16 protein-coding genes and 3 tRNA genes are annotated in these 19926 nt (G+C 56.9%); 9 read left to right on the plus strand and 10 right to left on the minus strand.

Annotated elements, in window-relative coordinates:
* Window positions 1-9 precede the first annotated feature (9 nt).
* From amiB to nnr, 3 genes are read right to left on the minus strand one after another with little or no spacing between them, the layout of a single operon-like run.
* On the minus strand, window positions 10-1344 hold the full coding sequence (gene amiB / locus ACTJI7_RS16180; protein WP_028015251.1) for an N-acetylmuramoyl-L-alanine amidase AmiB: 1335 nt from the start codon (window positions 1342-1344) through the stop codon (window positions 10-12).
* Window positions 1345-1360: 16 nt separating this feature from the next.
* A complete protein-coding gene (gene tsaE / locus ACTJI7_RS16185) occupies window positions 1361-1822 on the minus strand; it encodes a tRNA (adenosine(37)-N6)-threonylcarbamoyltransferase complex ATPase subunit type 1 TsaE (RefSeq protein WP_028015250.1) in 462 nt (153 codons plus the stop codon).
* Window positions 1815-3338, minus strand: a complete 1524-nt coding sequence (gene nnr / locus ACTJI7_RS16190) for a bifunctional ADP-dependent NAD(P)H-hydrate dehydratase/NAD(P)H-hydrate epimerase (protein WP_193051146.1) — start codon at window positions 3336-3338, stop codon at window positions 1815-1817. The genes tsaE and nnr overlap by 8 nt, the downstream gene beginning before the upstream one ends.
* Here nnr and queG point away from each other — a divergent pair.
* Window positions 3337-4476: a tRNA epoxyqueuosine(34) reductase QueG gene (gene queG / locus ACTJI7_RS16195; RefSeq protein ID WP_028015248.1), complete on the plus strand. Its 1140-nt coding sequence runs from the start codon at window positions 3337-3339 to the stop codon at window positions 4474-4476. The two genes, nnr and queG, sit on opposite strands and share 2 nt — an antisense overlap.
* Window positions 4477-4746: 270 nt before the next feature.
* On the opposite strand, the gene ACTJI7_RS16200 is transcribed toward queG, so the two are convergent.
* The 4 genes from ACTJI7_RS16200 to orn all read right to left on the minus strand — a co-directional run bounded on the left by ACTJI7_RS16200 (window position 4747) and on the right by orn (window position 5788).
* Window positions 4747-4822 (minus strand) — tRNA-Gly (locus ACTJI7_RS16200).
* A 36-nt stretch (window positions 4823-4858) separates the two neighbouring features.
* A tRNA-Gly gene (locus ACTJI7_RS16205) sits at window positions 4859-4934 on the minus strand.
* A 36-nt stretch (window positions 4935-4970) separates the two neighbouring features.
* Window positions 4971-5046: transfer RNA gene (locus ACTJI7_RS16210), tRNA-Gly, on the minus strand.
* Window positions 5047-5242: 196 nt separating this feature from the next.
* Entirely contained in the window at window positions 5243-5788 is a 546-nt protein-coding gene (orn, locus tag ACTJI7_RS16215; RefSeq protein WP_028015247.1) for an oligoribonuclease, read from the minus strand.
* Window positions 5789-5895: 107 nt separating this feature from the next.
* On the opposite strand from orn, the gene rsgA reads away from it, so the two are divergent.
* The 3 genes from rsgA to mscM all read left to right on the plus strand — a co-directional run bounded on the left by rsgA (window position 5896) and on the right by mscM (window position 11357).
* Window positions 5896-6948 carry a small ribosomal subunit biogenesis GTPase RsgA gene (gene rsgA, locus ACTJI7_RS16220; RefSeq protein ID WP_032644955.1) on the plus strand — a complete coding sequence of 351 codons (1053 nt, stop codon included), beginning with the start codon at window positions 5896-5898 and terminating at the stop codon, window positions 6946-6948.
* 97 nt (window positions 6949-7045) lie between these two features.
* The gene (gene asd, locus ACTJI7_RS16225) at window positions 7046-8014 is read left to right on the plus strand and encodes an archaetidylserine decarboxylase (RefSeq protein ID WP_028015245.1); all 969 of its coding nucleotides are present in this window, start codon (window positions 7046-7048) and stop codon (window positions 8012-8014) included.
* A 19-nt stretch (window positions 8015-8033) separates the two neighbouring features.
* On the plus strand, window positions 8034-11357 hold the full coding sequence (gene mscM / locus ACTJI7_RS16230; protein ID WP_048999792.1) for a miniconductance mechanosensitive channel MscM: 3324 nt from the start codon (window positions 8034-8036) through the stop codon (window positions 11355-11357).
* A 37-nt stretch (window positions 11358-11394) separates the two neighbouring features.
* Here mscM and yjeM read toward each other — a convergent pair whose 3' ends face one another.
* Window positions 11395-12894 carry a glutamate/gamma-aminobutyrate family transporter YjeM gene (gene yjeM, locus ACTJI7_RS16235; RefSeq protein ID WP_045261278.1) on the minus strand — a complete coding sequence of 500 codons (1500 nt, stop codon included), beginning with the start codon at window positions 12892-12894 and terminating at the stop codon, window positions 11395-11397.
* A 198-nt stretch (window positions 12895-13092) separates the two neighbouring features.
* Window positions 13093-14070, minus strand: coding sequence for an elongation factor P--(R)-beta-lysine ligase (epmA, locus tag ACTJI7_RS16240; protein WP_041911493.1), 978 nt, complete (start codon window positions 14068-14070; stop codon window positions 13093-13095).
* Window positions 14071-14380: 310 nt separating this feature from the next.
* Between epmA and frdA the strand changes: the two genes are divergently transcribed.
* From frdA to frdD, 4 genes are read left to right on the plus strand one after another with little or no spacing between them, the layout of a single operon-like run.
* Window positions 14381-16171: a fumarate reductase (quinol) flavoprotein subunit gene (gene frdA / locus ACTJI7_RS16245; protein WP_028015241.1), complete on the plus strand. Its 1791-nt coding sequence runs from the start codon at window positions 14381-14383 to the stop codon at window positions 16169-16171.
* A complete protein-coding gene (locus ACTJI7_RS16250) occupies window positions 16164-16898 on the plus strand; it encodes a succinate dehydrogenase/fumarate reductase iron-sulfur subunit (RefSeq protein WP_041911494.1) in 735 nt (244 codons plus the stop codon). Before frdA ends, ACTJI7_RS16250 begins: the two co-directional genes overlap by 8 nt.
* Window positions 16899-16908: 10 nt before the next feature.
* A complete protein-coding gene (frdC, locus tag ACTJI7_RS16255; protein ID WP_028015239.1) occupies window positions 16909-17304 on the plus strand; it encodes a fumarate reductase subunit FrdC in 396 nt (131 codons plus the stop codon).
* Between the two features lie 10 nt (window positions 17305-17314).
* Entirely contained in the window at window positions 17315-17674 is a 360-nt protein-coding gene (gene frdD / locus ACTJI7_RS16260; protein ID WP_000609653.1) for a fumarate reductase subunit FrdD, read from the plus strand.
* A 29-nt stretch (window positions 17675-17703) separates the two neighbouring features.
* Here the strand turns inward: frdD and ampR are convergent, their stop codons facing one another.
* Window positions 17704-18579 (minus strand): LysR family transcriptional regulator AmpR, encoded by an 876-nt coding sequence (gene ampR / locus ACTJI7_RS16265; protein WP_192986659.1) that lies wholly within the window; start codon window positions 18577-18579, stop codon window positions 17704-17706.
* A 132-nt stretch (window positions 18580-18711) separates the two neighbouring features.
* Here ampR and blaACT point away from each other — a divergent pair, with 132 nt between their 5' ends.
* A complete protein-coding gene (gene blaACT, locus ACTJI7_RS16270; protein WP_440670685.1) occupies window positions 18712-19857 on the plus strand; it encodes an ACT family cephalosporin-hydrolyzing class C beta-lactamase in 1146 nt (381 codons plus the stop codon).
* The last annotated feature ends 69 nt before the right edge of the window (window positions 19858-19926 follow it).

The raw sequence follows: 19926 nt of genomic DNA on the forward strand, positions 1-19926 counted from the left end.
GAAATCTCCTTAATTTGTGGCGGTCAACCCACCCGGCTGCGCGGCGCTGGCCGTCTGGGCTGCTCCGCCCTGCGGCGCGGACTGCAGAGGATGCGCCTCAAAATATTTACGTAAACCGTTATAAATCGCTTCGGCAATTTGCTGCTGATAGCTGTCGCTGCCCAGCAGGCGCTCTTCACTGTTATTGCTGATAAAGCCCGTCTCTACCAGAATTGACGGAATATCCGGCGAGCGCAGAACGCCCAGGCTCGCATGTTCAGGGCGGCGCTTATGCAATGCCCCGATGCCCTGCAACTGGTTCAATACGTTAGTGGCGACATCATACCCGACGCGCTGAGAATGACCGAACTGTAAATCCAGCACCGCCTGGCTGAGGTATGGGTCAGACTGGCTGTTTGCCAGCACATCACCCGCGCCGCCTAACAGTTCAGACTGTTTCTCATGCTCTTCCAGCCAGTTGGCCATTTCGCTGTTTGCCCGGCGGTTCGACAGGACCCATACCGAGGCGCCCGTCGCGTTACGGTTCGGCGCGGCATCCGCGTGAATGGAGACCAGGAAATTGGCGTTTTGCTTACGCGCCACGTCTGAGCGGCCCATCACAGAGATAAAATAGTCGCCGTCGCGGGTTAGTACGCCTTTAAACATCGGATCATCGTTTAACAGCGTCCGCAGCTTGCGGGCCACCGCAATAGTGACATTTTTCTCTCGCGTGCCGCCCGGGCCAATCGCTCCAGGATCCTGTCCACCGTGCCCGGCATCAATGGCGATAATTACTTTGTCACCGCTGACCGTACGCCGTGCGCTGACCGCCGGACGCGTTACCGTGTTACTGCTGGTTGCCGCGGTGATGCGATCGTTCTGCGATTTAAACGGATTACGCGCAGGTTCCGATGGGCGAGGCGTATACACCGGTTCTTCCACGCGTTTCGCGACAACCGGTGGCGGCGGAGGCGGCGGAACATCGGCATTGATGGTGAAGACCACCGTATAGTTCGCCCCGTTTTGCTGCTTCACCGCCTTCGTTTTGCCCTTTTCGGTCAGATCGACCACCAGGCGCAGCGACTGGCTGTCCTGAGGGGTACCCGAGCGGATACTTTTCACCAGGTTGTTACCGCTGAACCGCAGCGGTAACCCCTGGATCACGCCTGTCTGTTTGATATCCAGCGCCACGCTGTGGCTGTCTGGCTGTGAAAACGCGTATTCAGGGTCGCCCATAAAGCTGAACGTAATCCGCGCCTGGCTTTCGCCGTTTGACACCTGAATATCCGAAAGGCTTGCCGCCCCGGCCTGCGCGCACAGCAGCACCGTCGCAGCCAACACCCAACCTTTAACGCGACTAATCATCCCGTCATCCCTACTCTTAACCGGCGAGACGCGCCAGTAAGGAACACCCTGATGAGGAAACCGCACTGATGCGAGCCTCACGCCCTTGAGCCTGGTAATCTAAGTGAATTTCGACATCCGGGTCAGGCAGCACACCCGCACCTTGTTGCGGCCACTCCACCAGGCAGATGGCGTCGTTGGCAAAATAATCACGGATCCCCATAAATTCCAGCTCCTCAGGATCCGCAAGGCGGTATAAATCAAAGTGGTACACCATAAGATTGTCGAGGGTGTACGGCTCGACCAGCGTGTAGGTAGGGCTTTTCACGTTCCCGTTATGCCCTAACGCCTGCAAAAAACCCCGGCTGAAGGTGGTTTTACCCGCACCTAAATCGCCATACAGATAAATGACGGTTGCCCCCTGACAGGCCTGCGCCACGCGCTTGCCGAGATCTAAAGTGGCTTGTTCATCAGGTAAAGGAATCGCTCGATTAGTCATTTTCTACGTCAATCACATCCGGGTTAACAACACGCCGCAGCGTGCAAAAGAGATCGGTGGCCAGCATACCGCGTGTCCCCTCCCGCGCAGCAAGCCTGTCAGCTGCCGCGCCGTGGGCCACGCAGCCCGCACAGGCTGCATCATAAAGGGGAAGTTTCTGTCCAAGCAATGCGCCGATGATGCCTGAAAGCACATCGCCCATACCGCCGCTCGCCATGCCCGCATTTCCAGCATCAATAATGCCCTGCGTCTCGTCACTGGCGACAACGGTGCCTGCCCCTTTCAAAACGGCAACACCTCCGTAACGTTTTACCAGACGCTGCGCAGAAAGTAAGCGATCGCTTTCAATTTCTGCCACGCTGCAGTTAAGCAGGCGCGCGGCTTCGCCGGGGTGTGGCGTCAGAATGCGATTGTGACGCTTATCCGGATTTATTGCCAGAAGGTTAAGCGCGTCGGCATCCCACAGCATCGGTTTACGAAAATTCTCGACCTTTTGCAGGGCCTGTTTACCCCATGTCTGTTGTCCAAGCCCGGGACCAATAACCACCACATCCGCCCATTCGAGGCTTTCTTCCAGCGTCTGGGGCGTAAGCTCATGGACCATCAGTTCCGGTCGGGCTGTGATGATTGGCGCAATATTTTCAATGCGAGTGAGTACTCGCACTAACCCGGCACCGCTGCGAAGTGCCGCCTCACCGGTCATGCGAACCGCTCCTGCCGTACCGCGATCGCCACCAATAATCACCAGCCTGCCGTTATCGCCCTTGTGAGACGTTGGGCGGCGCGGCGGAAGCCACTCTTTTAGCTGCGAGGAATCAAAGCGCGACAGGAGCGTTTCCTGTCCAACGAGCCAGCTCTCCAGCCCCAGCGCGTTATGGTGCAATACGCCGACCACATCCCGCGCTTTTCCGGTTAACAGGCCCGGCTTCAGAGCGATAAAGGTCACGGTGTGCGCAGCCTGAATAACGGCGCCAGGCGTCGCGCCGGTCTGCGCGATCAGGCCCGACGGAATATCCAACGCGATTACCGGTGCAGAGTACCCGTTAGCGTGTTCAATAAGCGCGGCAATGTTTTCGCGAGGCGCGCTGCGTAGCCCGGTCCCCAGCAGACCATCAACAATCAGATCAACATCTTCCGGCCAGACGATATCAGGAGCATGAATCACGCCGCCTGCGTTCAGCCATGCCTCCCGCGCCGCGCAGGCCTCTTCCGGCAGGGGCTTATCACTCTCCAGCGCCAGCAGGGTAACGCGGAGACCGGCTGCAACGGCAAGACGCGCAACGACGTAGCCGTCGCCGCCGTTATTGCCGTGCCCGCACAAAATCAGCCAGTGAGTGGACTGCGGGTACGCGCTGCGGGCAACGTTAAACGCCGCCTCTCCCGCGCGCTGCATCAGTTCATAAAGGGTAATGCCGAGACTGTCTGCGGCCTCTTTTTCGGCGCGCCGGAGGTCATCCGCATGCCAGATGGAATGTGGTATACTTGCGGGGTTTTTCTTCACCGTATGGTCCGTCATGTCACAGCCCCTCGATCTCAATGAATTAGCGCAAAAAATAAAACAGTGGGGTGCTGAGCTTGGCTTCCAGAAGGTAGGCATTACCGATACCGACCTCTCTGCCAGCGAGCCAAAACTGCAGGCCTGGCTGGACAAACAATACCACGGCGAAATGGAGTGGATGGCGCGTCACGGCATGATGCGCGCCCGTCCACATGAACTTTTACCGGGTACACTACGCGTCATCAGCGTGCGCATGAACTACCTGCCTGCCAACGCGGCCTTTGCGCGCACGCTAAAAAATCCCTCCCTGGGTTACGTCAGCCGGTACGCTCTGGGACGTGATTACCATAAGCTTCTGCGTAACCGCTTAAAAAAACTCGGGGAAACCATTCAGCAGCACTGTGATTCGCTGAATTTTAGACCCTTTGTCGATTCCGCGCCTGTTCTTGAGCGCCCGATCGCCGAAAAAGCCGGACTTGGCTGGACAGGTAAGCACTCACTTATCCTGAGCCGCGACGCCGGATCGTTCTTCTTCCTCGGTGAGCTGCTGATAGATTTACCCCTGCCGGTAGACGGCCCGGTAGAGGAAGGCTGTGGCCGCTGCGTGGCCTGCATGACCATCTGCCCGACGGGCGCCATCGTTGAGCCGTACACCGTCGATGCGCGCCGCTGTATTTCATATCTCACCATCGAACTCGAAGGGGCGATCCCGGAAGAATTCCGACCGCTTATCGGCAACCGGATCTACGGCTGCGACGACTGCCAGCTGATTTGCCCGTGGAACCGCTATTCACAGCTGACGGACGAAGAGGACTTCAGCCCGCGTAAAGCGCTGCATGCGCCACAGCTTATTGAGCTGTTCGCCTGGACCGAAGCCTGGTTCCTGAAGGTGACGGAAGGTTCCGCTATTCGGCGTATCGGCCACCTGCGCTGGCTGCGAAACGTGGCCGTCGCGCTGGGCAATGCCCCGTGGGATGAAGCGAATATTCAGGCGCTCGAAAGCCGTAGAGGTGAGCACCCACTTCTTGATGAACACATAGAATGGGCGATTGCGCAGCAAATCGAGAAGCGAAATGCCTGCGTGGTCGAGGTGCAGCTTCCTAAGAAACAGCGGCTGGTTAGGGTGATTGAAAAAGGGCTTACGCGGGATGCGTGATATATTCACAGCCTGTGTATAAAAATAAAAACTCAAGCGCCATCTGGACTTGAGAAGAGGTCAAGTGATCTCAATAACATTTTGAAATGAAATTTTATCCAATTAATACAGTAACTTGGGAAGATATTATTCACCCTGCTAACTTTCTGTACGGTTTGGGTAAAGCGAGAATTCTGTGGATAACTCTGTTTACAAGAGTATTTCAGATGCAATAGAAAACGTCCCCAGCGCGTCTTTTCGCTGTGGATATTTTAGAGATGAAGAAGAATTTGGAGCGGGAAACGAGACTCGAACTCGCGACCCCGACCTTGGCAAGGTCGTGCTCTACCAACTGAGCTATTCCCGCTTGGGTGGTCCGTGCTTTAGAAGCACTTTCAAATTTTGGAGCGGGAAACGAGACTCGAACTCGCGACCCCGACCTTGGCAAGGTCGTGCTCTACCAACTGAGCTATTCCCGCTTGGGCAGTCTGTGCTGTGGAAGCACCTTCAAATTTTGGAGCGGGAAACGAGACTCGAACTCGCGACCCCGACCTTGGCAAGGTCGTGCTCTACCAACTGAGCTATTCCCGCAAATCTGTACTGCTTTTGTTGCTGTCGTAACGTGTAATTCTCTGTCGTTACGGGAGGCGCATTATACGAGAAATCCTTTTAGCTGCAACCCCCCTTAAAGTGATTTTTTCGAAATTCAGTTCAAGTGCTTATTTAATCGGCAAGCTGAACAATTTAACGACAAAAACCCGGCCACGCAAGGTGCCGGATCTCAAAATCACAGCTTAATAAAGTTTTCGCGGTAGTACGCGAGTTCCGCAACAGACTCGCGGATATCGTCCATCGCCTGGTGCGTACCCTGTTTTTTAAAGCCATCAAGAATTTCAGGTTTCCAGCGGCGCGCCAGCTCTTTCAGGGTGCTCACGTCCAGATAGCGGTAATGGAAGTAAGACTCCAGCTCCGGCATGTACTTGAAGAGGAAACGGCGATCCTGACCGATGCTGTTCCCGCAGATCGGCGATTTACCCGCTGGTACCCACTGCTTCAGAAATTCGAGCGTCGCCAGTTCCGCCTCGCGATCGCCCAGCGTGCTCGCCTTCACGCGCTCGACAAGACCGCTGCCGGTGTGGGTACGCACGTTCCACTCATCCATCAGCGCAAGCTGGTCGTCGGACTGATGCACCGCAATCGTTGGCCCTTCGGCAAGGATATTCAGGTTTGCATCGGTCACCAGAGTTGCAATCTCAATAATGCGATCGCGCTCGGGATCCAGCCCGGTCATTTCGAGATCGATCCAAATCAGGTTGTTTTCATCCGCGCTCATGTTATTTTCCACCCTTCTCGCATAACCGGCAGTAGCAGGTTAACTAGTATTAATTAGAGTGTATCATAGAGGTTTTGCCCCTTACGGGCGACCAGGAGCCAGTGCGATTGAGTAAAAATAAACTCTCCAAAGGGCAGCAGCGCCGCGTGAATGCCAATCATCAGCGCCGTCTTAAAACCACTTCGGAGAAGGTCGATTACGACGACAACCTGTTTGGCGAACCAACGGAAGGCGTAGTCATCAGCCGTTTCGGTATGCACGCCGACGTGGAATCCGCTGATGGCGAAATCCACCGCTGTAACATTCGCCGGACCATTCGTTCTCTGGTGACCGGCGACCGCGTCGTCTGGCGACCGGGTAAAGAGGCGGCAGAGGGCGTTACGGTAAAAGGTATCGTTGAAGCGGTCCATGAGCGTACGTCCGTGTTAACCCGTCCCGATTTTTACGACGGGGTGAAGCCGATTGCCGCCAACATTAACCAGATTGTCATCGTATCGGCGATTTTGCCCGAACTTTCGCTCAATATTATCGACCGATACCTTGTCGCCTGTGAAACGCTGCAGGTTGAACCGATTATCGTGCTGAACAAAATCGATCTGCTGGATGACGAAGGCATGGCTTTCGTTAATGAGCAGATGGATATCTACCGCAAGATTGGCTACCGCGTTCTGATGGTGTCCAGCTACACCAAAGACGGACTGAAACCGCTGGAAGAGGCGCTTACCGATCGCATCAGCATCTTTGCGGGTCAGTCCGGCGTGGGGAAATCGAGCCTGCTAAACAACCTTCTCGGCCTCCAGCAGGAGATCCTCACTAACGATGTGTCTGACGTCTCGGGTCTGGGCCAGCACACCACCACCGCCTCACGTCTCTATCATTTCCCTCACGGCGGCGATGTAATCGACTCACCGGGCGTGCGTGAATTCGGTTTATGGCATCTTGAGCCGGAACAAATCTTTAATGGATTTGTCGAATTCCATGATTATTTAGGCGCTTGCAAATACCGCGACTGCAAACACGATAACGATCCAGGCTGCGCTATCCGCGAAGCGGTTGAGAAAGGTGAAATCGCGGAGACCCGCTTCGAGAATTACCACCGCATTCTTGAGAGCATGGATCAGGTAAAAACGCGTAAAAACTTTTCTGATTCTGATAACTGACAACTAAGCTAAGCATCGCTAAAATCGTCCCCTTTTTTCAGGTTCCGGCGGCTTACTGCCGGATCAGGAACGACAAAACAATGGCCTGGAGGCTACCTTGTTAAACGCATTTAAACTTTCGCTTCAATACATTCTGCCAAAACTGTGGCTCACTCGCCTGGCGGGCTGGGGCGCAAGCAAACGCGCGGGCTGGCTGACCAAACTGGTCATCGACCTTTTCGTTAAGTATTACAAGGTCGACATGAAAGAAGCGCAGAAGCCGGACACCGCCAGCTACCGCACGTTCAACGAGTTTTTCGTGCGCCCGCTGCGCGACGAAGTGCGCCCGCTGAACACCGACCCTAACGTCCTGGTGATGCCAGCAGACGGCGTGATCAGCCAGTTGGGTAACATCGAAGACGACAAAATTCTGCAGGCGAAGGGCCATAACTACAGCCTGGAAGCGCTGCTGGCGGGCAATTACCTGATGGCGGACCTGTTCCGCAACGGCACCTTTGCCACCACCTATCTGTCACCGCGCGACTACCACCGCGTACACATGCCGTGTAACGGTATCCTGCGTGAGATGATCTACGTGCCGGGCGATCTGTTCTCCGTGAACCACCTGACCGCGCAAAACGTACCGAACCTGTTTGCCCGTAACGAACGTGTCATCTGCCTGTTCGATACTGAATTCGGCCCTATGGCGCAGATTCTGGTTGGCGCGACCATTGTCGGCAGCATCGAAACCGTCTGGGCTGGCACCATTACCCCGCCGCGTGAAGGCGTGATCAAGCGCTGGACGTGGCCTGCCGGTGAAGAAGAAGGCTCTGTCGCCCTGCTGAAAGGCCAGGAGATGGGTCGCTTCAAGCTGGGCTCTACCGTCATCAACCTGTTTGCGCCGGGCAAAGTGAAGCTGGCGGAGCAGCTCGAAAGCCTGTCGGTCACCAAACTGGGTCAGCCGCTGGCGGTCTCTACCGAAACCTTCGTGACGCCGGATGCAGAACCTGCTCCGCTGCCGCAAGAAGAGATCGACGCCGAGCACGACGCCAGCCCGCTGGTTGACGACAAAAAAGACGAAGGCTAACAACAGAAGGATCGCTGACGTGCGCCCGATTATCGTTCTACTGATGGCCTGGTGCCTCAGTATGGGGGCGTACGCAGCGACAGCCCCCGACGCCAAACAGATAACCCAAGAGCTGGAGCAGGCGAAAGCGGCTAAACCCGCTCAGCCAGAGACCGTTGAGTCACTCCAGTCCGCACTGAACGCGCTTGAAGAGCGGAAAGGCTCGCTTGAGCGCGCTCAGCAGTATCAGCAGGTTATCGACAACTTCCCTAAACTCTCGCAAACGCTGCGCGCGCAACTCGCTAATCTGCGCGATGAGCCGCGCGAAGTGCCGGAAGGCATGACCACCGACGCCCTGAACCAGGAAATCCTGCAGGTCAGCAGCCAACTTCTGGAAAAGAGCCGCCTGGCTCAGCAGGAGCAGGAGCGAGCGCGTGAAATTGCCGACTCCCTCAGCCAGCTTCCGCAGCAGCAAACCGACGCCCGCCGCCAGCTAAACGACGTTGAGCGCCGCGTGGGTACGCAAAGCGGCAACACGCCGCAGGCTCAGGCGCAAAATCTGGGTCTGCAGGCGGAATCTGCCCGTCTGAAGGCCCTTGTGGATGAGCTGGAGCTGGCGCAGCTTTCCGCCAACAACCGCCAGGAGCTGGCGCGGATGCGCTCTGAACTCGCTCAGAAGCAGAGCGAGCAGCTGGATGCGTACCTTCAGGCCCTGCGTAATTTGCTTAACAGCCAGCGCCAGCGCGAAGCCGAGCGAGCGCTTGAAAGCACCGAGCTGCTGGCGGAAAACAGCGCCAATCTGCCGGAAGGTATCGTCGATCAGTTTAAGGTCAACCGCGAGCTTTCTGCCGCCCTGAATCAGCAGGCGCAGCGTATGGATCTGGTTGCCTCCCAGCAGCGTCAGGCGACGAATCAAACCCTGCAGGTGCGCCAGGCGCTCAACACCCTGCGCGAGCAGTCCCAGTGGCTCGGGTCATCAAACCTGCTGGGCGAAGCGTTACGCGCCCAGGTCGCGCGCCTGCCGGAAATGCCGAAACCGCAGCAGCTGGATACCGAGATGGCCCAGCTGCGCGTGCAGCGACTGCACTTTGAAGATCTTCTCAATAAGCAGCCGCAAATACGCCAGATCCGTCAGGCTGACGGACAACCTCTGACCAGCGAGCAAAACCGTATTCTGGAAGCCCAGTTGCGCACCCAGCGCGAACTGCTGAACTCCCTGCTGCAGGGCGGGGATACGCTGATTCTGGAACTGACTAAGCTCAAGGTCTCTAACAGCCAGCTGGAAGACGCGCTGAAAGAGGTGAACGAGGCTACGCACCGTTATCTCTTCTGGACATCCGACGTACGTCCAATGACCTTCTCGTGGCCAATTGAGATCGTTCAGGATCTGCGCCGCCTGATTTCCCTCGACACCTTTAGCCAGCTCGGACAGGCCAGCGTGATGATGCTGACCAGTAAAGAGACGATTTTCCCGCTGCTGGGCGCGTTGGTTCTGGTAGGCTTCAGCATTTATTCGCGCAGACATTTCACCCGCTTCCTGGAGCGTTCCAGCGCGCGGGTGGGGAAAGTCACTCAGGATCACTTCTGGCTGACGCTGCGCACCGTGTTCTGGTCGATTCTCGTCGCGTCTCCGCTACCGGTGCTGTGGATGACGCTTGGCTATGGCCTGCGGGAAGCCTGGCCCTATCCGCTCGCGGTCGCCATTGGCGATGGCGTCACCGCCACGGTACCGTTGCTGTGGGTGGTGATGATTTGCGCGACGTTCGCGCGGCCTAACGGCCTGTTCATCGCCCACTTTGGCTGGCCTCGTAACCGCGTGGCGCGCGCCATGCGCTATTACCTGATGAGCATCGGGCTGATTGTGCCGCTGATTATGGCGCTGATCATGTTTGATAATCTCAACGACCGGGAATTCTCAGGCTCGCTGGGGCGCCTCTGCTTTATGCTGATCTGCGGCGCGCTGGCCATCGTCACGCTCAGCCTGAAACGCGCGGGGATACCGCTCTATCTGGATAAATCCGGCAGCGGCGACAACATGTTCAACCGGCTGCTCTGGAACCTGCTGCTGAGCGCTCCTCTGATTGCGATGCTGGCAGCAGCGGTAGGTTACCTGGCAACCTCGCAGGCGCTGCTGGCGCGACTGGAAACGTCGGTGGCGATCTGGTTCCTGCTGCTGGTGGTGTATCACGTGATCCGGCGCGGGATGCTGATCCAGCGCCGCCGTCTGGCCTTTGACCGCGCCAAGCATCGCCGGGCAGAGATCCTCGCTCAGCGTGCCCGTGGCGAGGAAGAGCCAACCCATGTCAACAGCACGGAAGGCACGATGGATGCGGACGAGGTCGAACTGGATCTGGATGCCATCAGTACCCAGTCTCTGCGCCTGGTGCGCTCCCTCCTGATGCTGATTGCCCTTCTGTCGGTGATCTTCCTGTGGTCGGAAATTCACTCCGCGTTTGGCTTCCTGGAGAACATCTCTCTGTGGGACGTGACGTCCACGGTGCAGGGCGTTGAAAGCCTGGAGCCGATCACCTTAGGCGCGGTGCTGATTGCCATTCTGGTGCTGATCATCACCACCCAGCTGGTGCGTAACTTCCCGGCACTGCTGGAGCTGGCGCTGCTGCAGCATCTGGATTTAACCCCCGGCACGGGATACGCCATTACGACCATTACGAAATACCTGATACTGCTGTTTGGCGGAATGGTCGGGTTCTCAATGATTGGTATTGAGTGGTCTAAACTGCAGTGGCTGGTGGCCGCGCTGACGTTTGGCCTTGGCTTTGGCATGCAGGAGATTTTCGCTAACTTTGTATCCGGCCTGATCATCCTGTTTGAAAAGCCGATTCGCATTGGCGATACGGTGACGATCCGCGATCTGACCGGGAGCGTAACGAAGATCAACACCCGCGCCACCACGATCAGCGACTGGGACCGTAAAGAGATCATCGTGCCGAACAAGGCATTTATTACCGAGCAGTTTATCAACTGGTCCCTGTCGGACTCCGTTACGCGCGTGGTGCTGACGGTACCGGCGCCGTCGGATGCCAACAGTGAAGAGGTCACGCAGATCCTATACACCGCCGCTGAACGCTGTACGCTGGTGCTCGATAACCCTGCGCCGGAAGTATTCCTGGTTGATTTACAGCAGGGGATCCAGATTTTCGAACTGCGTATCTACGCCGCCGAAATGGGGCACCGCATGCCGCTGCGCCATGAGATCCACCAGCTGATTCTGGCGGGATTCCGCGAGCATGGTATTGATATGCCGTTCCCACCGTTCCAGATGCGTCTGGAAAGCATGGACGGACGCAAGATGGGTAAAACGCTCACGTCGGCGGCAAGATCGCGCCCGGCGGGAAGTCTGTAATCGTTCTCCCCTCCCTTTCGGGAGGGGTATTTTACCGCTACGCCACTTCCGTGACGTACGCCATTGAGCGCCGGCGGTAATTCTCATAAATCCCCATCGCCAGCAGCGAGAAGAAGACTGGCCCACCGACCATCCACAGCGCGCTGTTCCAGTCGTTCGCCTCAACCACGGGCTGAATAACGGTAAAGATGTTGGCAAATGCCACGACCAGCACCACCACCGTGGTCGCCAGCAGCGTTGCCGCGCGGGTTTTGAAGATCACAAACGGACGCTCAAGATCCCGCTTCGCCTTAAAGAACGGGAACGCCAGCGTCAGGAACAGGTACGGCAGCGTCATCGATACGTTCGCCATCAGGGTCAGCTTATTATAGAACGCAGACGCGGTATCACCGCCAAATGACACCAGCAGAATGAACACACACACCAGCAGACACTGCATCCACATGGCGTTGGCAGGCATGCCTGCGGTATTGAGCTGCGTCATGCGTGCCGGCCACAGCGCCTTTGGCGTACCCTGGATGATTGCTTTCAGCGGCGAGTAGATTAGCGTGAAGAACGCGCCGGTATAGGCAAGGAACATCGACAGGCCGGTAATGCGCGCAAACCAGATCCCCAGGGTGGCCGATGCTTCCGGCGTCAGGTGCATGGCGTTACCCAGCGTCATTCCCAGGCTTTTCATCAGCACGTAGGTGATGTTCCCGAGGTTAGTGGTATTGTTACTCAACACCTGCTGCCAGTTAGTGCTAACGCCCCAGAGGAAAATCGCCAGCGAATAGCCGATGGAAATCACGATGGCGGCAAAAATAATCCCTTTGGCAAAGTTTTTTTCCGGGTTCTCGGTCTTATCGACCAGCCCACCTACCGCTTCAATACCGCCGTAGGCAAAAATGGCAAATACCACGAAGGAGAGCATGGCCAGCCCGGACTGATAGCCCGGATTAGGCGACGAAACGAAGTTCACCTCCTGCGCGAAGTGTCCGCCGTTCAGGCACAGAATGGCGATACTCACCAGCAGCAGCACCAGGTTCAGGCACATCACGGAAATACCGCCAACGGCGGTGATACGGGCAATTTTGTTGATGCCTTTTGACGCCACCAGCGTCACCACCACCATCCAGCACACCGCCAGAATCCCGACCACCTGCGTGGAGCTCAGCCCGGCTAAAGACCAGACCTGCGTTTTATCCGCGCCGAAAAGAAACGTGGAGAACGGCACCCAGACTTTGGCCGCCGTGCTGACCATCCAGACGACGTAGGAGGAGAACCACATAAACGTGCCGATAAACGCGTAGCGCGGGCCGATGCTGTTGTTCATCCATGAATAGATACCGCCCTCTTCTTTCCGGTAAGCCGAGCCCATCTCCGCCATCATCAGCGCAAACGGGATAAAGAAGAACAGAGCAGAAACGATATAAAACGGCGTCGCGCTGTAGCCCATCAGATAGAAAGCCGACGGGCTGTTGGCAAAGCCAAAAACTGACGTAAAAATCATCAGAATGAGCCCGGTGAGGGTCATCTTTTTGAGTGACTGGGACATATAACCATCCGAAGAGGAATTAAACTGCGCGGATGGTAGCAGATGACCAGACTAATATTGTGGCTATACGAGGCAATTTAAGAAAAAGACCCGTGTACAGAGAAAATGGCAGTTTTTAATGTTGCGAAGAAGAAATGGAAAGGAAAATTGCCACAGAAACTATATGCCGGGTAAGCGACAGCGCCACCCGGCCATGCTTTAGGCGCGATCGACCGTAAAGGCAATCACATCGCCCAGCTGCTCGGCGCCCAGCGCCAGCATGACCAGACGATCCACGCCCAGCGCCACGCCGGAGCAATCCGGCAGACCGGCTTTTAATGCTTCCAGCAAGTTAACATCAATCGGCTGCTGCGGCAGACCGCGTGCGGCGCGCTTACGGTTATCCTGCTCGAAACGCTGCTGCTGTTCGCGCGCGTCGGTCAGCTCGTGGAAGCCGTTCGCCAGCTCGATGCCTTTGTAGTAAACCTCAAAACGCTCTGCCACGCGGTGATCTTCGGTGCTGATCTGCGCCAGAGACGCCTGGCTTGCCGGGAAGTGATAGACAAACGTCGGACGGTCTTTGCCAATCTGCGGTTCCACGCCGAAGGTGAACAGCAGCTGCAGCAGCGTGTCGCGATCCTCTTCGGTATCCGCCACGTTGCTCAGATCCAGTTTTGCCGCCACTTCACGCAGCTGGGCTTTGTCCGCCGACAGCGGATCGATTTCCAGATGGCGCTGGAAGGCCTGCTGATAGGAGAGCGTTTCGGCTTCTGAGCAGTCCAGTACCTGCTGCAGCAGATCGTCCACCTCATTCATCAGGCGGTACATATCATAGTGCGGGCGGTACCACTCCAGCATGGTGAATTCCGGGTTGTGGTGACGCCCCATCTCTTCATTACGGAAGCTGCGGCACAGCTGATACACCGGACCACACCCCGCCGCCAGCAGGCGCTTCATGTGATATTCCGGGCTGGTCATCAGATACAGATTCATGCCCTGGGAGTGGCCTGGGCCAACAAAACGGGTTTCAAACGGGACAAGATGAATATCCGTTACCGTTGCCTGACTCATGCACGGGGTTTCCACCTCCAGGACGCCGCGGTCGGCAAAGAAACGGCGGATCTCCGTCATAATTGCGGCGCGTTTTAACAGATTTGGGATGGATGCGCTCGGCTGCCAGGTGGCCGTTTCGCTCATGAGTTTTTCTCCGATTTCAGACAAGGGCACGAAGTCTACTCGTTAGCTGTGGCAGAGACAAATTTTGCGCAGTAAAAACGCGTATTTCATTTATGTGGATTATTTTGTGATGCAATTCATCAATCACGATGATAAATCACCGCACAGAACAGCAAAAAAATCGAACACGTCAAATTTCCCTCACAACTACGCGGTTATACTGTTATACCCATAAAGGAGCAGTGGAATCGCTTCCGCAATCGCCCGTTCGGGCAGGTGAACTTCCTTTAGTTCATCGCATTGCGGGAAAACAAAAATCTGGAGGAATGTCGTGCAAACTTTTCAAGCCGATCTTGCCGTAATAGGCGCTGGCGGGGCTGGATTACGCGCTGCAATTGCTGCGGCACAAGCCAACCCGAACGCTAAAATCGCATTGATTTCAAAAGTCTATCCGATGCGCAGCCACACGGTGGCAGCAGAAGGAGGATCCGCCGCCGTCGCGCAGGATCATGACAGCTTCGAATACCATTTCCACGACACGGTTGCAGGGGGCGACTGGCTTTGCGAACAGGATGTCGTTGACTACTTCGTGCACCATTGCCCAACGGAGATGACCCAGCTCGAGCAGTGGGGATGTCCGTGGAGCCGCCGCCCGGACGGCAGCGTTAACGTCCGCCGCTTCGGTGGCATGAAGATCGAACGCACCTGGTTCGCCGCCGATAAGACCGGCTTCCACATGCTGCACACCCTCTTCCAGACCTCCCTTCAGTTCCCACAAATTCAGCGCTTCGATGAACATTTTGTCCTCGACATTCTGGTCGACGACGGTCATGCACGTGGCCTGGTGGCGATGAATATGATGGAAGGCACGCTCGTCCAGATCCGCGCCAATGCGGTGGTGATGGCAACGGGCGGTGCGGGTCGCGTATATCGCTACAACACCAACGGCGGCATCGTCACCGGCGACGGGATGGGCATGGCGCTGAGCCACGGCGTGCCGCTGCGCGATATGGAGTTTGTGCAGTATCACCCAACCGGCCTGCCTGGCTCCGGCATTTTGATGACGGAAGGCTGCCGCGGTGAAGGCGGTATTCTGGTCAACAAAAACGGCTACCGTTATCTGCAGGATTACGGCATGGGCCCGGAAACCCCGCTCGGCGAGCCGAAAAACAAATACATGGAGCTCGGCCCGCGCGACAAAGTTTCTCAGGCCTTCTGGCACGAGTGGCGCAAGGGCAACACCATCTCAACGCCGCGCGGCGACGTGGTCTATCTCGACCTGCGTCACCTGGGCGAGAAGAAACTGCTGGAGCGTCTGCCGTTTATCTGCGAACTGGCAAAAGCCTACGTGGGCGTCGACCCGGTGAAAGAGCCGATACCGGTACGCCCAACCGCGCACTACACCATGGGCGGGATTGAAACCGACCAGCAGTGTGAAACCCGCATTAAAGGGCTGTTCGCCGTGGGCGAGTGTTCCTCCGTCGGCCTGCACGGCGCCAACCGTCTGGGCTCTAACTCGCTGGCAGAGCTGGTCGTCTTTGGCCGCATGGCGGGCGAGCGCGCCATGGAGCGTGCGGCAACCGCAGGCGAAGCAAACGGTGCGGCGCTGGATGCGCAGGTCACAGACGTTGAAAAACGCCTGAAGGATCTGGTGAACCAGGAAGGCAACGAGAACTGGTCGAAGATCCGCGACGAGATGGGCCTGTCGATGGAAGAAGGCTGCGGTATCTACCGTACGCCGGAACTGATGCAGAAAACCGTCGACAAGCTGGCGGAACTGCAGGAGCGCTTCAAGCGCGTGCGCATCACCGATACCTCCAGCGTCTTCAACACCGACCTGCTCTATACCATTGAGCTTGGCCACGGCCTGAACGTCGCGGAATGTATGGCGCACTCTGCGCTGGCGCGTAAAGAGTCTCGCGGCGCCCACCAGCGTCTGGACGAAGGCTGCACCGAACGTGACGACGTCAATTTCCTGAAACACACTCTCGCCTGGCGCGATGCGGATGGCACCACGCGTCTGGACTACAGCGACGTGAAAATCACCACGCTGCCACCGGCTAAACGCGTGTATGGCGCAGAAGCAGAAGCCGCCGAGAAGAAGGAGAAGGCGAATGGCTGAGATGCAAAAATTGAAAGTTGAAGTGGTGCGCTACAACCCGGAAGTGGATACCGCCCCCCACAGCGCTTTCTACGAAGTGCCTTATGACGAGCAAACCTCCCTGCTGGATGCGCTCGGCTATATCAAAGACAACCTGGCGCCGGACCTGAGCTACCGCTGGTCCTGCCGCATGGCGATCTGCGGCTCCTGCGGCATGATGGTCAACAAGGTGCCGAAGCTGGCCTGTAAAACCTTCCTGCGTGACTACACCAAAGGCATTAAGGTTGAAGCGCTGGGCAACTTCCCAATCGAGCGCGATCTGGTGGTCGATATGACCCACTTTATCGAAAGCCTGGAAGCGATTAAGCCGTACATCATCGGCAACCCGCGCACGCCGGACCAGGGTCCGAACACCCAGACGCCGGCGCAGATGGCGAAATACCATCAGTTCTCCGGCTGCATCAACTGCGGCCTGTGTTACGCCGCCTGTCCTCAGTTTGGCCTGAACCCGGAGTTCATCGGCCCGGCCGCCATTACCCTGGCGCACCGCTATAACGAAGACAGCCGCGACCACGGCAAAAAAGAACGTATGGCGCAGCTAAACGGCCAGAACGGCGTCTGGACCTGTACGTTTGTGGGCTACTGCTCCGAAGTCTGTCCGAAGCACGTCGACCCGGCCGCCGCAATTCAGCAGGGTAAAGTGGAAAGCTCGAAAGACTTTCTTATCGCTACCCTGAAACCACGCTAAGGAGTGCATGATGACGACTAAACGCAAAGCCTACGTGCGGCCTGTGCCGTCCACCTGGTGGAAAAACCTGCCGTTTTATCGCTTCTATATGCTGCGTGAAGGCACGGCGGTACCGGCGGTCTGGTTCAGCCTTGAGTTAATGTATGGCGTTTTTGCCCTTAAACACGGGCCGGAAACTTGGGCGAACTTTGTCGGTTTCCTGCAAAACCCAATCATCGTGGTTCTGAACCTGATCGCGCTCGCGGCGGCGCTACTTCATACCAAAACCTGGTTTGAACTGGCGCCAAAAGCGGCAAACATCATCATTAAAGACGAAAAAATGGGGCCGGAGCCGGTCATTAAAGGGCTATGGGCAGTGACGATCCTGGTCACTGTTGTCATTCTGTTTGTCGCACTGTTCTGGTAAGGAGACTACTGTGATCAATCCAAATCCAAAACGTTCAGACGAGCCGGTCTTCTGGGGCCTGTTTGGCGCAGGCGGCATGTGGAGTGCCATCATCGCCCCGGTGATCATCCTGCTGGTCGGCATTATGCTGCCGCTGGGGCTATTCCCGGGCGATGCGCTGAGCTACGAGCGCGTGCTGGCGTTTGCGAGCAGCTTTATTGGCCGCGTGTTCATCTTCCTGATGATCGTCCTGCCGCTGTGGTGCGGCCTGCACCGCATTCACCATGCGATGCATGACCTGAAAATCCATGTGCCGAGCGGTAAATGGGTGTTCTACGGGCTGGCAACCATCCTGACAGTGGTGACGCTGATTGCCGTGGTCACCATCTGACGCTTCTGGCCCGCCATCCGGCGGGCCTTTTATTTCTGCATCTTTGCCACCAGCCACTGGGCAAATTCATGCATTGCGGACGTTTCAGCCCGCGACTGCAGTCTCGTTAACCAGTAACTGCCCAGATCAATTTGCGTTGTAAACGGCTGCACGATGCGCTCGCTGTTCAGCAAATGGGTAAACATATCGACAGGCGCAATGGCAATGCCCATACCTGCCTGTGCGGCTTCCAGCATGGTGACAGACGAATCAAACACCATCACCCGGTGCGTTGGCGACGGAGGATGCTCGCCTGCCGCCTGCATCCACGCCGACCATTCGTCGCGTCGGTAAGAGCGCAGCAGGGTAAACTTCAGGATGTCGGCCGGAGACTGGAGCACGGCGGCGATTTCGGGCGAGCAAAGCGGCGCCAGCGGCGCAGGGCACAGGAACTGCGCCTCGGTGCCGTGCCACGCTCCACCACCGTAGCGGATCGTATAATCAAGCCCTTCAGCAGCCGGATCGACGCGGTTGTTATGGGTGGAAAGGTGAAGATCGATATGCGGATAACAGCGGCGAAAGTCCGCGAGCTGAGAGAACAGGATACCCGTGGCGAAAGTCCCTACTACGCCAATTTTTAGCTTCTCCTGAGCGCGCTGGCTGGCAAAGCGATCCAGCATTCCGGCGATACGATCGAATGAATCATTCAGCACCGGCAGCAGATTTTCCCCCTCCGTGGTCAGCATCAGGCCGCGCGAGACGCGGACAAACAGCTGGCAATTCAGATGCTGCTCCAGCGCCTTAACGTGCTGGCTGATGGCGGAATGGGTGACGTTCAGCTCTATCGCGGCATGCGTAAAACTGAGGTGCCGGGCGGCCGCTTCGAAGGCGCGAAGCGAATTAAGCGGAAGATAGCTGCGGGTCATTGTTCCATCCGTTAGAAAAATTAACAGCTCATGCTAAATTTAACCGTTTGTCAGCCATAGTCAAATCCAACAGACTACAGCGGTCTGCCGGGCCCGGACACTCCCTTGACCTGCTATTATGGAAGATAATTGATGATGAAAAAATTCCTTTGCTGCGCCCTGCTGCTCAGCACATCCTGCTCTGTACTCGCCGCGCCGATGTCGGTAAAACAGCTGGCTGACGTGGTAGAACGCAACGTTACGCCCCTGATGAAAGCGCAGGGTATTCCAGGCATGGCGGTGGCCGTGATTTATCAGGGCCAGCCACACTACTTTACCTTTGGAAAGGCCGATATCGCGGCGAACAAATCCGTCACCCCGCAAACCCTGTTCGAGCTGGGCTCTATAAGTAAAACCTTCACCGGCGTGCTGGGGGGCGATGCTATTGCCCGCGGCGAAATTTCGCTGGGCGATCCGGTAACCAAATATTGGCCTGATCTGACCGGCAAGCAGTGGCAAGGGATTCGCATGCTGGATCTGGCAACCTACACCGCCGGTGGCCTGCCTTTACAGGTGCCCGATGAGGTTACAGATAACGCTTCCCTGCTGCGCTTTTATCAAAACTGGCAGCCTCAGTGGAAGCCGGGCACAACGCGTCTTTACGCCAACTCCAGCATCGGTCTTTTTGGCGCGCTGGCGGTCAAACCTTCCGGCATGAACTATGAGCAGGCCATGACGACGCGGGTCTTTAAGCCGCTCAAGCTGGATCATACCTGGATTAACGTTCCGAAAGCGGAGGAGACGCATTACGCCTGGGGATATCGTGACGGTAAAGCGGTCCACGTTTCACCGGGCATGCTGGACGCAGAGGCATATGGCGTGAAAACCAACGTGCAGGATATCGCGAGCTGGGTGATGGCCAATATGGCCCCTGACGCGCTGCAGGATACGTCCCTGAAGCAAGGCATTACGCTGGCGCAGTCTCGCTACTGGCGCGTGGGTGCCATGTATCAGGGGTTAGGTTGGGAGATGCTTAACTGGCCGGTCGATGCCAAAACCGTCGTCGGAGGCAGTGATAACAAGGTGGCGCTGGCACCGTTGCCTGCGAGAGAAGTGAGTCCACCCGTTCCCCCGGTTAAGGCCTCATGGGTGCACAAAACGGGCTCCACCGGCGGGTTTGGCAGCTACGTGGCCTTTATTCCTGAAAAGCAGCTCGGCATTGTGATGCTGGCGAATAAAAGCTATCCGAACCCGGCGCGAGTTGAGGCGGCATACCGTATCCTCGACGCGCTGCAGTAAAACATTGCCGGGTAGCGCTGCGCTTACCCGGCGAAACACACCGCACAAAAACCACATTTTCCTTGCCGT

It is taken from the genome of Enterobacter sp. 22499 (assembly GCF_052044815.1).
Classification (GTDB): Bacteria; Pseudomonadota; Gammaproteobacteria; order Enterobacterales; family Enterobacteriaceae; genus Enterobacter; species Enterobacter bugandensis.

Excerpts from the sequence above, each read along its gene's own strand:
- amiB (WP_028015251.1), bottom strand. The coding sequence starts at position 1,344 with ATGATTAGTCGCGTTAAAGGTTGGGTGTTGGCTGCGACGGTGCTGCTG.
- tsaE (WP_028015250.1), bottom strand. The coding sequence starts at position 1,822 with ATGACTAATCGAGCGATTCCTTTACCTGATGAACAAGCCACTTTAGAT.
- queG (WP_028015248.1), top strand. The coding sequence starts at position 3,337 with ATGTCACAGCCCCTCGATCTCAATGAATTAGCGCAAAAAATAAAACAG.
- nnr (WP_193051146.1), bottom strand. The coding sequence starts at position 3,338 with ATGACGGACCATACGGTGAAGAAAAACCCCGCAAGTATACCACATTCC.
- orn (WP_028015247.1), bottom strand. The coding sequence starts at position 5,788 with ATGAGCGCGGATGAAAACAACCTGATTTGGATCGATCTCGAAATGACC.
- yjeM (WP_045261278.1), bottom strand. The coding sequence starts at position 12,894 with ATGTCCCAGTCACTCAAAAAGATGACCCTCACCGGGCTCATTCTGATG.
- epmA (WP_041911493.1), bottom strand. The coding sequence starts at position 14,070 with ATGAGCGAAACGGCCACCTGGCAGCCGAGCGCATCCATCCCAAATCTG.
- ACTJI7_RS16250 (WP_041911494.1), top strand. The coding sequence starts at position 16,164 with ATGGCTGAGATGCAAAAATTGAAAGTTGAAGTGGTGCGCTACAACCCG.
- frdC (WP_028015239.1), top strand. The coding sequence starts at position 16,909 with ATGACGACTAAACGCAAAGCCTACGTGCGGCCTGTGCCGTCCACCTGG.
- ampR (WP_192986659.1), bottom strand. The coding sequence starts at position 18,579 with ATGACCCGCAGCTATCTTCCGCTTAATTCGCTTCGCGCCTTCGAAGCG.
- blaACT (WP_440670685.1), top strand. The coding sequence starts at position 18,712 with ATGATGAAAAAATTCCTTTGCTGCGCCCTGCTGCTCAGCACATCCTGC.